Origin of the sequence: Novisyntrophococcus fermenticellae (assembly GCF_018866245.1) — a bacterium.
Lineage (GTDB): Bacteria > Bacillota > Clostridia > Lachnospirales > Lachnospiraceae > Novisyntrophococcus > Novisyntrophococcus fermenticellae.
Window position 1 is genome coordinate 78,520 of record NZ_CP076458.1, and the last position, 14,960, is coordinate 93,479.

Consider the following 14,960-nt stretch of genomic DNA (forward strand, 5'->3'; position numbering starts at 1 on the left):
TGCGGAATAGGAGGTATACATGATATGGATGAAATGCAATTAAAAAGAATGCATGAAGGAAAAGGTTTTATTGCAGCACTGGATCAAAGCGGCGGAAGTACGCCGAAGGCTCTGAAGCTCTATGGAATTGATGAATCACAGTATAGCAATGATGAAGAGATGTTCGAACTGGTACATGAGATGCGGACAAGAATTATTATGAGCAAGGCCTTTACATCTGAATATCTGTTAGCAGCCATTTTGTTTGAAAACACCATGGACAGAAAGATGAACGGTAAGTATACGGCAGACTATCTTCTGGAGGATAAAGGAATCCTTCCGATTCTAAAGGTAGATAAGGGGCTTGCGCCTGAGGCCGAAGGTGTGCAGGTTATGAAGCCTCTGCCTGATTTGGATAATCTTTTGGATCGTGCCGTCACAAGACATATATTCGGAACCAAGATGCGCTCCGTAATTAAGCTGGCAAACAAAGACGGAATCCGTGAAGTCGTGGACCAGCAGTTTGCAATTGCTCTGCAGATCGCAAAAAAAGGACTGGTTCCGATCATCGAGCCGGAGGTTGACATCCACAGCAGTGAAAAGGAGGAAGCTGAGCGGATTCTGAAAAAGGAATTGCTCCGGCATTTGGAGAAGCTGCCGGCAGATGTCAGACTGATGTTTAAACTTACGCTTCCCACGAGGGACGGATACTATTCCGAACTATTGGATAATCCGAAAGTAGTTAGAGTTGTAGCTCTTTCCGGCGGATATAGCCGTGATGAGGCAAATGCTCTTCTTAAAAAAAATCCGGGAGTGATAGCAAGCTTTTCACGTGCCTTAAGCCAGGGTTTAAGTGCCGGACAAACCCAGGAAGCGTTTGATAAGACTCTTGCAGAGTCCATCCAGAAAATTTACAATGCATCGATTGCATAGCAGGATGAATATATTGTATAAATTGATTTAATACAGAGGAATTGTACATGAACTATTTATGGGGTGGAATGCTGCTTATTGGAATTATCTATGGAGCCCTTACAGGAAATCTGCAAGAAGTTACAGAGGCTGCAATTGATTCTTCAAAAGAGGCGGTTTCTCTGGCGGTTGCCATCGCCGGGGTGACCGCTATGTGGACTGGTCTTATGAAAATAGCGGAGGAGACAGGTTTAATCCGTCAGATGACCCAAAAGATGCGGCCTGTTTTAAAATTTTTGTTTCCATCGGTACCCTCCGATCATCCGGCTTACGGGCAGATATCGCTGAATATGATTGCCAATGTCCTTGGGCTTGGGTGGGCGGCAACGCCTGCGGGGTTAAAAGCTATGGAAGGATTGGAGGAACTGAATCAGGAGGAATGCAGAAGACTGGGGATTGGTAAAAACAGAGCACCACATATTGCGACCAGAGACATGTGTACATTTTTGATTATCAATATCTCATCTTTGCAGCTGATTCCGGTAAATATTATTGCTTACAGAAGTCAATATGGAAGCCCGAATCCCACGGCAATTTTAGGGCCGGCAATTGCCGCTACGACGTTGAGTACGCTGGCAGGAGTGATTTTCGCAAAAATTATGTATAAAAAAGAATGAAAAACAGCTTTAGATATGCATCATGGTATTGAGCTGAACATCTAAAAAGGGAAATGCATGTGTACAGATTTGTATCGGCGTTTTCCCCTTTTTGCTGTAGAGCATAAAAAGAGTAAGGGAACTTTGAAATAAAGGAAAACAGTCTTCTCATTTCATGGAATTTGCAGTATGATAAATGAGAATGAAAAAACACAGGGGGAGGATATGAAGGATTCAGAGAACAAAAGCGATTTTTCCACCGGAAGAGTCTGGCATCATATTGTGGCGCTGGCTGTACCGATGACAATTGCCCAGGTTGTTCAAGTATTGTATAATATTGTGGACAGAATCTATATCGGGCATCTTCCCGGTGCATCCTCTTTAGCACTGACAGGGCTGGGACTGACTTTTCCGGTTATTACACTAATTGCTGCATTTACCAATCTGTTTGGTATGGGAGGTGCGCCCTTATGTTCCATTGCCAGAGGGAAAGATGATATAGAGCGGGCGGAGCGGATTATGGGCAATACTTTTATTATGCTTATTGCCACCGGAATATTCGTAATGTTTTTTTGCTATTTGCTCATTAAGCCGATTCTCTATCTTTTTGGTGCAAGTGATGACACCTATCCCTATGCCAGACAGTATCTTGAGATTTATCTGATCGGAACTCCATTCGTTATGATTGGAACGGGTATGAATGGATTTATCAGCTCTCAAGGGTTTGCCAGGACAGGGATGTTTACAGTTTTGATTGGAGCGGTAATTAACATTGTTCTGGATCCGATTTTTATCTTTGTATTCCATATGGGAGTAGCCGGGGCGGCCTGGGCGACAATTCTCTCGCAGCTTGTGTCTGCGGTATGGGTGATGCGTTTCCTGACAGGCCGGAAAACCCTGCTAAGGGTAAAGAGAACTTATACAAAACCGGATAAAACGATAATCAGGGAGATTACAGGTCTTGGGACGGCCGGGTTTATCATGTCTGCAACCAATGGCCTGGTACAGATAGCGTGTAATAAAACACTGGGGATTCATGGAGGCGATTTATATGTGGGAATCATGACGGTATTGAATTCAATCCGTGATGTAATTATGCTGCCCATACAGGGTGTTACTTCGGCAGCACAGCCGGTTCTCGGATATAATTTTGGGGCAAAGCAATTTGGCAGAATCAGAAAAGCCATTGGTTTTACATCCATCGTCTGTATTCTATATATGCTTATTGCCTGGGTATTTGTACTCTTATTTCCTGAACCGCTGATTCGGATTTTTAATACGGACTCCAGGCTGCTGACTATGGGTGTTCCGGCTATGCATACATATTTCTTTGGCTTTTTTATGATGGCATGTCAGTCTACCGCGCAGTCTATCTTTGTGGGACTGGGACAATCCAGGCAGGCTGTGTTCTTTTCTTTATTCAGAAAAGTAATCATCGTAATTCCGCTGACACTTTTTCTTCCGGAAATTGCGGGATTGGGTGTAAAAGGAGTATTTATGGCTGAACCAATTTCTAACTTTTTGGGAGGAAGCGCCAGCTATATAACTATGTTATTTACTGTCAGAAAAATAGAGCAGTAAAAAATAAAGCAAGAAACAGGAGAAAAAATATGGCTATTAATCCGATGAAATTTTTACAATATAAAAATGACTATGAGCAATTTCTCAGCCGTCATCCCAGACTGACCAGATTTTTTGAGGTGGTTTCCGAAGAAACACTGAAAGAGGGAACTGTAATAGAGGTTAACGTTACCACGGAGAACGGGAAGAATTATGTTTCAAATATACGTTTGACAGATTCAGATGTGGAACTGATTGAAAATATAAAGAGGGACTTTAAAAAAGAGTAAAAACCGTGTCATATTCAAAAACGGGGAGGAAGGGGACATGGAAAAGAAGTTACTTGTCATAGTACTGCCGGGCATGATACTGACAGGATTGTTGGCAGGCTGTGGAATACAGACCCATAAAGATTCCGTAATTGTGACAATGCCGGTTTCGGCGGAGCCGGAAGGTGGTTTTGATCCAATCCATGGATGGGGAGTTGGTGAACATATACATGAACCACTGATTCAAAGTACGCTTACTTCAACTACGGTAGATTTAAAACTCCAGAATGATCTGGCTGTGGATTACAATGTCAGTGAAGACGGATTGACCTGGACGGTTGATATTCGGGAGGATGTCAGATTTACGGATGGAGAGAAGCTGACGGCAAAGGATGTGGCGTTTACCTATAATCAATGCAGGGATTCCAGAAGCCTGAATGATCTGGGCAAATTAAAGGTAGCAGAAGCGGTTGATGAAAATACGATAGAGTTCCATATGAATGAACCATTTAACATTTGGCCTTATACGATGTCGGAGATCGGGATTGTTCCTGAACATGCATATGGTGAAACCTATGGGAAGAATCCGGTCGGATCGGGCCGCTATATACTCAAGCAGTGGAAGCAGGGAGAGCAGGCGGTTTTTGAAGCAAATCCGGATTACTATGGAGATGAGATTAAGACGGAAAAGCTTACAGTGTTGTTTATGAGTGAAGAAGAGTCTTTGAAGGCAGCACAAACAGGGAAGACGGATGTTGCTTATACATCAGCGGCCTATGCGGATCAGGAGGCAGCAGGATATCAGCTCCAGGAGCTTGTTTCTGTAGATACCTTTGGTTTTAATCTTCCCACGGTCAAGGAAAGAGAAGAGGAAGGCACTTTAATCGGAAATGATGTGACTGCTGAACTGGCGATTCGCCGTGCAATTAATCTTGGAATTGACCGGGAAAGCATTGTTGAGAAGGTATTAAAGGAATATGGGACTCCTGCTTATGGCATCTGTGATAAGATGCCATGGTATAGGGGTGATGCAGGAGTTTCTTATGATCCCGATGAAGCCAGGCGGCTTCTGGAAGACGCGGGCTGGACAACCGGGGCGTCTGGAATACGTGAAAAAGGCAGCTTAAAAGCGGAATTTACGATGTTATTTGACTCTTCGGATGTTATTCGCAGTAAACTGGCAAGGGAAATAAATGATCAGCTGGACAAAATTGGAATCCGGGTGAATCTCTCTGGTATTGACGGGGACATCATCTATGATGATGCACAGAGTCAATCGGTACTTTGGGGACTAGGCTCCCATACACCCATGGAATTATATAATCTCTATCACAGTGAACGTGGGAGCAAGTATGCGAAATATTCTCCTTACTTTAATCCCTCTGTAGACAAATATATGGACAAGGCGCTTGAGGCTCCTTCTCTGGAAACTTCCTATGAATTCTGGCTGGATGCACAGTGGGACGGAAAGAGCGGCATAAACGGAGATTTACCATGGATTTGGATATGCAGCGTAGATCACCTGTATTTTGTAAAGGATGAACTTCATATAGGAGAGCAGAAGGTCCATCCCCATGGACAGGGCTGGTCTTTGGTAAATAATGTGGATCAGTGGGAATGGTAACAGGATAAAGATGTGGGAGATGAAACTGTGATAAATATTGCAATTGTGGAAGATGAAGAGGAATATTCTAACCAGATTAAAAAGTATTTAGAGCGATATGAGAAGGAGCATGGCGAAAAATTTTATGTTACAGTTTTTCAGGACGGGGACGAAATCGCAATAGGCTATAGTGCAAAGTATCATATTATCCTGATGGATATTCATATGCAGTTCATGGATGGAATGAAGGCAGCGGAACAGATCAGAGAGGTGGACGCAGAGGTTATTATCATCTTTATTACCAACATGACGCAGTATGCTATTCGGGGGTACCAGGTAAATGCTTTTGATTATGTGCTGAAACCAATTGAGTATTTTCCCTTCAGCAGCAGTCTGGAGCGGGCGATAGGCCGGATTAAGAACCGGGTTCAGCGTTATATTACAATTCCAATAAAAGGGGGCACAGTAAAACTGGATGTATCCGATATATACTATATTGAAAGCCAACGCAACAAGTTAGTTTATTTTACAAAGAGTGGCGAGTATATAACGACCGCAACATTGAAGGATACGGAAGAAAAGTTTAACGGATTAGGCTTTTGCCGTGCAAATAAAGGGTGTCTGGTTAACCTGGAGCATGTTGATAGTATTATTAATGGCTGCGCCTGCGTACAAGGAAATAATATTCCGCTTAGCCGGACCAGAAAAAATATTTTCATGGAAGAACTGACGGATTTTGTAGGCAGGGACTAAATCTGTGCAATATTCCTAATGACAAAAACAGAATAACTGGAAAAACATGCAGTTTGTCCCGACGGCGATAAAAACACCTAAATCATGATATAATCCATGCATTGAAAAAGAGAACAAGGGAGGAAAAGAAATGCTGGAGATTAATATCAATGATGTAATTGGTGTGCTGAATTCATGTAAACCATATCTAATTGCAATGGCTTGTATTTTAATTGCGGTAGTAATTGCATTTATTATTAGCCGTAAAATTGAAAAGGTTAAGAAATATCTGGTGAGGAGCCAGGCGCTAATCTGTGGGCTGCTTGCAATTGTATTAGTAGTAAACCTGATTTTGGTAGGACCAATGTCTACTTTGATTGGTCTTGCTACAGGAAGCGGACAGGTAACGCAGGAGACGGCAGACGAAGCCGGTAAAACAGCGGAAGAGATTTCCGGTGAAGGAATGGTAATGTTGAAAAATGAAGGAATGTTGCCATTAAATAATCAAAAGAATCTGAATTTATTTGGCTGGGCATCCGTTAATCCGGTCTATGGAGGTGCGGGTTCTGGATCTATCAATGATTTGTGGCCGGTAGTCAGTCTTGAAGATGGGCTGAAGAAAAGTGGATTTGCTCTAAATGATGAACTTCATGATTTCTATGAGGGATATACATCGCAAAGACCTAAAATGTCAGAGAGCAAACAAGCATGGACATTGCCTGAACCACCTGCTGAGCTTTATACAGATGAAATGATGGAAAATGCCAGGGAGTTCTCGGATGTAGCGGTTATCGTAATTTCCAGAGTAGGCGGAGAAGGATACAATGATATGCCAAAGGATTTGAGTAAAGTAGCGTACGACTCAAACTCCGATGAATATGAGGATTTTCCGGAAGGGCATCATTATCTTGAACTTTCGCAAACAGAACGAAATATGGTGGACAAAGTATGTCATAACTTTGATAATGTATTATTAATATACAATTCAGCGCATGCTTTTGAACTGGGATTTGTGGACGAGTATCCTCAAATTAAAAGTGTTATCTGGAGCCCGGGAACTGGTAATGTGGGATTCAATGCGCTGGGAGAAATTCTAAACGGAACAGTAAATCCATCGGGACGTACTTCGGATACATTTGTATACGATCTTACGAATACACCATGGTGGAACAATTCAGATCAGCTTGTATATGATAACATGAAAGATCTGGCAACGCATTCAATTATGGGAACATACAAAATAGACCTGGAACCTAAATTTACCCATTATGTAGAGGGAATTTATGTTGGATACAAGTGGTATGAGACCATGGCGGCAGAAGGCGTGCTGGATTATGATAAGACAGTTCAGTATCCATTTGGATATGGTTTGAGTTATACCACGTTTGAACAGAAAATGGGAGAACTTAGTGAAAATAAAAATGAAATCAGTTTGGACGTAACGGTTACAAACACCGGAGATGTTCCGGGAAAAGATGTTGTAGAGGTCTACTTTAATCCACCATATACAAATGGAGGAATCGAAAAGGCATCGGCAAATCTGCTGGCTTTTGCGAAAACAGGAGTACTTAAGAGCGGAGAATCTGAAACGGTAACAATCAGTTTTTCAAAAGATGATTTGGCATCCTATGATGATCTGGGGCACAAGAGCTATGTTCTGGAAGCAGGAGACTATGTTATTTCGATAAACAAAGATTCTCATGAAATCATTGATTCTGCAGTATATACAGTCGATACTGAGAAAACATATGCTACAGAAAGCAGGGAAAGTGATGGAATCCCAGCAGTAAATCAGTTTGAATCTGCAAAGGGGAATTTTGAATATCTTTCACGTAAAGACAGCTTTGCTAATTATGATGAGGCCACAAAAGCTCCGGAGTCATTAGTACTTGAAGATGAATATGTGGATGGATTCTTTAATAATGAAACATTTGATTATACTACGTTCATTGATGACAGCGTGGAAATGCCGGTTACAGGTGCTCACAACGGACTTGATCTGGCTGATATGAGAGGGCTTGATTATAATGATGCAAAATGGGAAGACCTTCTTGATCAGATGACCGTACAGGAAATGAGTGATTTAACCGGGTTGGCAGGATTTCAGACAGCAGCAGTGGCATCTGTAAATAAGGCAGCTACTGTAGACTGTGACGGACCAGCATCTATTAATAATAATTTTACAGGCACAGGATCTATCGGATTCCCGGTAGCTGTAATGATTGCCTCTACATGGAACAAGAATCTGGCATATGATTTTGGTGAAAGTATTGGTAAGATGGCAAATGAGATGAATGTAAACGGTTGGTATGCGCCGGCTATGAATACACACCGTACACCATTTGGAGGGCGTAATTTCGAGTATTATTCCGAAGATGGAGTACTTGCAGGAAATATAGCGTCAAATGCAGTGAAAGGTGCAAGCAGCCGTGGAGTGTATGCTTACATAAAGCATTTTGCAATGTATGATTCCAATGCCATGATGGTGTCTATTTGGTCCAATGAACAGTCTATGCGTGAGATTTATTTTAAACCATTTGAAATCGCGGTGAAAGATGGTGGTGCAAGTGCAGTAATGGAAGCATGGAGTTATATTGGAAACCGCTGGGCAGGAGGTATGAGTGAATTGCTGCAAACAGTCCTGCGTGACGAATGGGGATTCAAAGGATTTGTCCTGACTGATAACTTCGCGAATTCCGGATGGGGATTTATGAATGCGGATCTGGCGTTTAATAATGGAGTAGATGCCCTGCTCACAACTTATGATTCAGGGCTTAACCGTATGCAGGATGCGTCTAAACCATCAAATGTCGCAGCGTTGAGACGTGCAAGTAAGAATATTATGTATACTGTAGTAAACAGCAGCGCATATTCTGAAGGAAATGCAAAGGTTGGAATGGAAAGCTGGAAGATTGCGCTTATTGCAGCAGATGTGGCTATTATAGCAGTTATGGCGGTTGTGGAAATTCTTGTAGTGCGTAAGGGATATGCCAGAAGAAAAAACACGATGCATGCAGAGGAATCAACAAAAGGTGAGGCATAGAATGAACAGAAAGACTGACGATACAGCAGAAAAAGGGCTCTGGAATCGTTTCAAGGGTAGCCATCCCGCAATCGCTGAGTTTCTCGTTTTCTTCATTATAAGTAATGGAGTGACGATTTTGCAGATGGTTATGATGCCTGCCATCAAATATATATTCAGTCTTACGCCGCTTGTAAGCACCAGCTTTCAGATACTCCCGATGGGACACAATCTGGACGGAAGCATTTACTATGTATTTGACTATGCCTCGGGCTCCATCGGGGCTGGAGGCGGAGGCGGACTGGCATACTTCCTGGCAGTGGAAATTACGTTGCTGTCCGCACAGATTATCAATTTTTTCCTTCAAAGGAACGTGACGTTCAAATCAAATACAAGTGTTGTGAAAGCAGCGGTATGGTATTTTATTGCGTGGGTGATTATTTCTGTAGGAGCATCGGCCCTTCAGGGACTTTATAAAACACCGATTTATAATTTTTTCATGGGAATTATGGGAGAATCCGCAGGAATGACAATTGCAGATATTATTACGATGTTGATCAACAGTGTAATTTCGTTCTGGGTATTTTTCCCGATTATGAAGATTATCTTTAAAGATAAAAAAGGGACGAGCAACTGAGTATAGGGAAAAGCGGTAGTATCTGTGGGGATTTGAGAATACAGATACTGCCGCTCTTTTATAAAATAGTTTAGAAAGGCAGCAAAAAAAGGCATGAGACATACAGATATCATAAATAAAATGACAATTGAGGAAAAGGCGGCATTTCTGAGTGGAGCATCTGAGTGGGAGTCGCGGGAAATCAGCAGACTCAATATACCAGCAGTGTTTTTTTCCGACGGCCCTCATGGTATCAGAAAACAGGAGGGGGCAGGAGATCATCTGGGGTTGAATGCTTCTGTGCCTGCGACCTGTTTCCCACCGGCTGCAACTGTTTGCAACAGTTGGAATGAGAAGTTGGGGGAGGAGGTCGGGGAAGCGCTCGGCGAAGAAGCGGCAGCTTTAGGCGTAGATGTCCTTCTGGGACCGGGGCTGAACATCAAGAGAAGTCCGCTGTGCGGAAGAAACTTCGAGTATTTTTCGGAAGACCCGTATCTTGCCGGAAAAATGGCTGCCGCATACATCCGGGGGATCCAGAGCAAGGGAGTCTATGCATGTCCCAAGCATTTTGCTGTGAATAGTCAGGAATTGCGAAGAATGGCAATGAATTCGGTAATTGATGAACGTACGCTCCGGGAAATCTATCTGGAGGGCTTTGAGATAGCCGTAAAAGAAGGCGGAGCAAAGGCAATTATGACAAGCTACAATGAAATAAACGGTGTCTATGCCAATGAAAACGGACACCTGCTGAAGGAAATTCTCAGGGAGGAATGGGAATTTGACGGAATTGTTGTGACGGATTGGGGCGCATCCAACGATCATGTGAAGGGTGTTGCATGCCGTTCAAATCTGGAAATGCCTGATCCGGGGTTGGAGCCGGCGAGAGAACTTCTGGAGGCTGTCGAAAACGGTGGTCTTACGACGGAAGAACTGGACGCATGTGTAGATGATCTGTTGGAGGCAGTCCTGACACTGGAAGAAAACAGGAAAGCCCACTGTTCCAATGATTTTGATGCTGAAGCGCATCATGCCCTGGCAAAAAAGGCTGCATTAGAGAGCATTGTTCTTTTAAAGAATGAGAACAAACCCTTACCTCTGCTGCCATTAAAAGAGAACTGCCGCGTGGCGCTAATCGGGGATTTTGCGTTGGTGCCAAGGTATCAGGGAGCAGGATCCTCCATGGTAAATCCTACGCAGCTGGAAACGATGGAAAATATGATTGGCAAGTACCCAGTCAACTGTCTCGGGTGCGAGCCGGGTTACAGAAGGAACGGAGAACCGGATGAGGCATTAAAAAATGCGGCGGTTCGTCTGGCACAGACGGCAGATGTGGTGCTTTATTGCTTTGGCTTAGACGAACTGAGTGAATCTGAAGGAATGGATCGGGAACATATGAGGATTCCGAAAAAACAGATAGAGCTTCTTGAAGCATTGGCAGAGGCAAACCCCAATATTGTAGGTGTTTTAAGTGCCGGCTCCGCAGTGGAGATGCCGTGGCATAATTACTGCCGTTCTATTGTACACGGATATCTGGGAGGACAGGCAGGGGCAGGAGCCATGTTGGATGTCCTGACAGGAAAAGTCAATCCGTCAGGACGGCTGAACGAGACTTACCCGCTGAAGTATGAAGATACTCCGGCCTTCAGGTATTGCCCTGGCAGAGAGAGAAATTCTGAGTATCGGGAAAGTATTTTTGTCGGATATCGCTATTATGATACAAAGGGTGCAGAAGTTCAGTATCCGTTTGGATATGGTCTGTCTTATACGGAATTTTCATATTCAGATTTGAAGCTCAGTTCCACCGGGACAGAGTTTACAGTCTCAAATATCGGAGACAGAGATGGGGCGGAAGTAGTTCAGATGTATATCAGCGGTCCGAAGAAAGACATCTTCCGGCCTGAAAAAGAGCTAAAAGGATTTCGGAAAATTTTTCTTAAAAAAGGAGAGAGCATGCAGGTGAGGATTCCGTTTGATGAGCGGACCTTCCGGTACTGGAACGTAAAGACAGAAGCGTGGGAAAAAGAAGGTGGCGATTATGTAGTATGCATTGGAGCGAATGCCATGGATATTCTTTTGTCAGAGAATATAAGAATAGAAGGGAGCACGCAGGAGAATCCGTATGATACCGGAAAGATGAAGTCCTATTACAAGGGAGAGATACAGGATGTGCCTGATTCGGAATTTGAAGAACTTTTGGGGCATGGAATTCCTGATGGTTCCTGGTCTGGAGAACTGGGAAGAAACGATGCTATCTGTCAACTCTATTATTCGAAAAGTGTCTTGGCGAGGCTGATCTATCGGATACTTACAAGCATAAAGAAAAAGAGTGAGGCGAAGGGAAAGCCGGATTTGAATATTCTGTTTATCTACAATATGCCATTTCGTGGAATTGCTAAGATGACGCATGGAGCTGTAAACATGTATATGGCGGATGGAATGGTGGAGGCAGCTAACGGTCATCTGTTCCGGGGATTGAGGATGATCATCGGTGGATTTTTCAGAAATAAAAGACAGAACCGGGAATATGAAAAGGAAATCTCAGGATGATAAGCAGAAAGAAAATTGCTTTTTGGTAAAACCATAAGATAAGAAAGCGGTAGTTGAAATGTACGTGATATACATTCCAACTACCGTCTCCTTATGAGCCTCTGACTTAAACGGTTTTTCCTTTTTGGATGACGGTTATAAGATTAAGCTCCCTATCCAACAGCAAAACATTGCCCTTTTTACCAGGCTCAATACTGCCGTAACGGTCAAAGATACCAACAGATTTTGCGGGATTTACGGCCGCAGCTTTTACAGCACTTTCCAGGGGAACTCCCATCTTTTGAACCGCAATACGCATACATTTCATAAGATTTGTCACAGAACCTGCAATTGTGCCATCTGAAAGAGTGGCAAGTGAACCGGTGACTTCTACGCCCTGCCCGCCCAGAGAATAGTTCCCATCCGCTAATCCGGCGGCCATCATGCTGTCACTGATCAGAACTACCCGGTCATCACCAAACAGCTGAAAGGTTGCCCGGACAACAGAAGGATGAATATGAATGCCATCACAGATTAATTCTACATAGACATTCTTATGGTCAAAGGCCGCTCCGATTACTCCGGGAGCCCTGTGCGTAAACGGGGGCATGGCATTGTAGAGGTGTGTAACCTGCTTTACACCCTTCGAAAAAGCCAGGCCTGCAGTTTCATAATCTGCCGTGGTATGTGCGATGGAAATTGTGACTTCATCTTTTAAGGCTTCAATAAATTCCATAGAACCCTCTTCTTCGGGGGCAATATCCACAAGCTTAATCAGTCCGCCGGATGCATTCTGAAGACGGCGGAACATGTCAATATCAGGGTTGTGTATATAATGGGGATTTTGAGCGCCCTTTTTTGCAGTGGATATGAAAGGGCCTTCCATGTTGATTCCGCACAAATCTGCACCCAATTTATTCTTATGAGCTTTAGCTGTATTCATAATATCTGTCAACCGTTTTTCGTCAAAGGTCATGGTGGCGGGGACGATGTTGGTAATCCCATTCTTTAGCTGATAATCAGCAATTGCCTGAAGTGCTTCTTCTGTACCGTCACAAAAATCATATCCCGTGCATCCATGAAAATGAACATCAGTCAGGCCAGGAATTGCATAGAGTCCGCTGCCATCAATCACTTCGCTGTCCGGTTCGGAGGATTCCGCAAAAACACCATTTTTAATTTGGATATCTCTTTTTTCGAACTGAAAATCACTGTTAAAAACAACTGCATTTTTGATAATCATGTAAAACTCCTTTCTCTGTTGTAAACCCTGAGTAAGTCTCAAGCTTCATTCCTCTGCCTTCTATTTTAGATGATAATCAGGAAAAAAGATAGTTCTGTTTTGTAAAAGCCGTCCGTAAACTGTAAAGAATAGGAGGCGCTTATGAAAATACTTTTATACCTTTCGGACTTTATGATACCCCTCATCCTGTTTTATATTGTGGGGTATGGGATTCTGCAGAAGCAAAATATTTATGAGGAATTTGTAGTCGGAGCAAAGGATGGTTTGAAGACCGTAGTCACGATTCTGCCTACTTTAATAGGACTTATGGTGGCGGTAGGGGTTTTGCGGGCTTCAGGATTTCTGGACCTGCTGTCAAAACTGCTTGGGGTCATCTTGAACCCTGTCGGTTTTCCCACCCAGCTTGTCCCTCTTTCTATTGTAAAGATGTTTTCCTCCTCCGCATCCACAGGACTTTTACTGGATATCTACAAGAACTATGGGACAGATTCCTTTATAGGACTTGCTGCATCCATCTCCATGTCTTGCACAGAGACCATTTTCTATACGATGTCTGTATATTTTGTGGCGGCAAAGGTGACGAAAACACGATATACATTGGCTGGCGCACTATTTGCCACGTTTATTGGCTTAGCAGCCAGCGTAATTCTGGCAGGAATGATGTGAAGCAACAGTTCAGCCATGCGGATTTTCAGCAGAACAGGCAGAAGAAAGCTTGCTTTCGTAAGGCTGAGCTGCTGACAATCCATATGGCGCTCTGCCACAGCGAGATGAAGCGCAGCGGAATAGAGCTGATGGCTGAACTGTTGCTTTACATCCCGATCGTTCAGCCATGCGGATTTTCAGCAGAACAGGCAGAAGAAAGCTTGCTTTCGTAAGGCTGAGCTGCTGACAATCCATATGGCGCTCTGCCACAGCGAGATGAAGCGCAGCGGAATAGAGCTGATGGCTGAACTGTTGCTTTACATCCCGATCGTTCAGCCATGCGGATTTTCAGCAGAACAGGCAGAAGAAAGCTTGCTTTCGTAAGGCTGAGCTGCTGAAAATCCATATAGTAAAAGAGATTATACTGTGATATAATACGAATACTTGTAGAAGAATTGAGTTGAGGAAGAGAGATTACAATGCAGGAAAAATCAAAAATTACCAATGCGAGATATCTCCAGATTGCCATTGATATTGCTTCCAAAATTGCGGACGGGCAATATAAGGTGGGAGATAAAATATTTGCCAGATCCCATATAGCAAGCCAATATGGCGTATCCAGTGAAACAGCCAGGCGTGCGTTGTGTGTTTTATCCGATTTAAATATTGTGGATATTACGAAAGGAAGCGGCGTTATCATTTTATCCCTTGAAAAGGCAGTGGATTTCAGGAATCAGTACCGGGATTACGATACCGTAGATCAGCTTAGAATGGAAATATTAACAGGTTTAAAAAGACAGACAGAAGAAATGGAAAATGTCAGTAAAAATATCGCCAGATTAATTGATAAGACCAAACGGCTGCATTCTGTTAATCCTCTTGTTCCTTATGAGATAGAAATTACCAGTCATACACCCTATTTGAATAAAGCTAGCTCGGATATTAATTTTTGGCATAACACACAGTCTACCATTGTAGGAATTAAAAGAAAGGATGTCCTCATCATTTCTCCGGGACCGTATGCCATCTTTCAGGAGGGAGATATCTTTTATTGTATTGGGGACGATGCTTCCTATGAACGGGTTAAGAACTTTTTGTATCCGCCGATTTCCGAGGAAACTGATTAATGCAGTCTGTCTTTTGAAATTTGGAAAAACAAACCGCCTGTATCTCGGTAATTCAATTACCAGGATGCAG

At 43.2% G+C, this 14,960-nt stretch carries 13 protein-coding genes; 12 read left to right on the forward strand and 1 reads right to left on the reverse strand.

Translation table 11 applies throughout. From position 1 onward, the window contains the following. Positions 1-24 precede the first annotated feature (24 nt). From KNL20_RS00390 to KNL20_RS00430, 9 genes are all read left to right on the forward strand, one after another. Positions 25-912 carry a fructose bisphosphate aldolase gene (locus KNL20_RS00390; protein WP_230398725.1) on the forward strand — a complete coding sequence of 296 codons (888 nt, stop codon included), beginning with the start codon at positions 25-27 and terminating at the stop codon, positions 910-912. A gap of 47 nt (positions 913-959) precedes the next feature. Continuing rightward, the gene (locus tag KNL20_RS00395) at positions 960-1,568 is read left to right on the forward strand and encodes a nucleoside recognition protein (protein ID WP_230398726.1); all 609 of its coding nucleotides are present in this window, start codon (positions 960-962) and stop codon (positions 1,566-1,568) included. Between the two features lie 204 nt (positions 1,569-1,772). Then, complete coding sequence (locus KNL20_RS00400) at positions 1,773-3,128, forward strand: MATE family efflux transporter (protein WP_230398727.1); 1,356 nt, start codon at positions 1,773-1,775, stop codon at positions 3,126-3,128. A gap of 29 nt (positions 3,129-3,157) precedes the next feature. Further along, positions 3,158-3,397 carry a hypothetical protein gene (locus KNL20_RS00405; RefSeq protein ID WP_230398728.1) on the forward strand — a complete coding sequence of 80 codons (240 nt, stop codon included), beginning with the start codon at positions 3,158-3,160 and terminating at the stop codon, positions 3,395-3,397. Between the two features lie 37 nt (positions 3,398-3,434). Then, positions 3,435-5,000, forward strand: a complete 1,566-nt coding sequence (locus tag KNL20_RS00410) for an ABC transporter substrate-binding protein (protein ID WP_230398729.1) — start codon at positions 3,435-3,437, stop codon at positions 4,998-5,000. 27 nt (positions 5,001-5,027) lie between these two features. After that, complete coding sequence (locus KNL20_RS00415) at positions 5,028-5,732, forward strand: LytR/AlgR family response regulator transcription factor (RefSeq protein WP_230398730.1); 705 nt, start codon at positions 5,028-5,030, stop codon at positions 5,730-5,732. A gap of 130 nt (positions 5,733-5,862) precedes the next feature. Beyond that, a complete protein-coding gene (locus KNL20_RS00420; RefSeq protein WP_230398731.1) occupies positions 5,863-8,754 on the forward strand; it encodes a glycoside hydrolase family 3 N-terminal domain-containing protein in 2,892 nt (963 codons plus the stop codon). Position 8,755: 1 nt separating this feature from the next. Beyond that, the gene (locus tag KNL20_RS00425) at positions 8,756-9,370 is read left to right on the forward strand and encodes a hypothetical protein (protein WP_230398732.1); all 615 of its coding nucleotides are present in this window, start codon (positions 8,756-8,758) and stop codon (positions 9,368-9,370) included. Positions 9,371-9,463: 93 nt separating this feature from the next. Next, entirely contained in the window at positions 9,464-11,896 is a 2,433-nt protein-coding gene (locus KNL20_RS00430; protein WP_230398733.1) for a beta-glucosidase family protein, read from the forward strand. A gap of 106 nt (positions 11,897-12,002) precedes the next feature. Here the strand turns inward: KNL20_RS00430 and nagA are convergent, their stop codons facing one another. After that, positions 12,003-13,118, reverse strand: coding sequence for an N-acetylglucosamine-6-phosphate deacetylase (gene nagA, locus KNL20_RS00435; RefSeq protein WP_230398734.1), 1,116 nt, complete (start codon positions 13,116-13,118; stop codon positions 12,003-12,005). Between the two features lie 141 nt (positions 13,119-13,259). On the opposite strand from nagA, the gene KNL20_RS00440 reads away from it, so the two are divergent. The 3 genes from KNL20_RS00440 to KNL20_RS00450 all read left to right on the forward strand — a co-directional run bounded on the left by KNL20_RS00440 (position 13,260) and on the right by KNL20_RS00450 (position 14,890). After that, on the forward strand, positions 13,260-13,784 hold the full coding sequence (locus tag KNL20_RS00440) for a spore maturation protein (RefSeq protein ID WP_230398735.1): 525 nt from the start codon (positions 13,260-13,262) through the stop codon (positions 13,782-13,784). Continuing rightward, a complete protein-coding gene (locus KNL20_RS00445; protein ID WP_230398736.1) occupies positions 13,781-13,996 on the forward strand; it encodes a hypothetical protein in 216 nt (71 codons plus the stop codon). Before KNL20_RS00440 ends, KNL20_RS00445 begins: the two co-directional genes overlap by 4 nt. Positions 13,997-14,242: 246 nt before the next feature. Continuing rightward, on the forward strand, positions 14,243-14,890 hold the full coding sequence (locus KNL20_RS00450; RefSeq protein WP_230398737.1) for a GntR family transcriptional regulator: 648 nt from the start codon (positions 14,243-14,245) through the stop codon (positions 14,888-14,890). Positions 14,891-14,960: the final 70 nt, after the last annotated feature.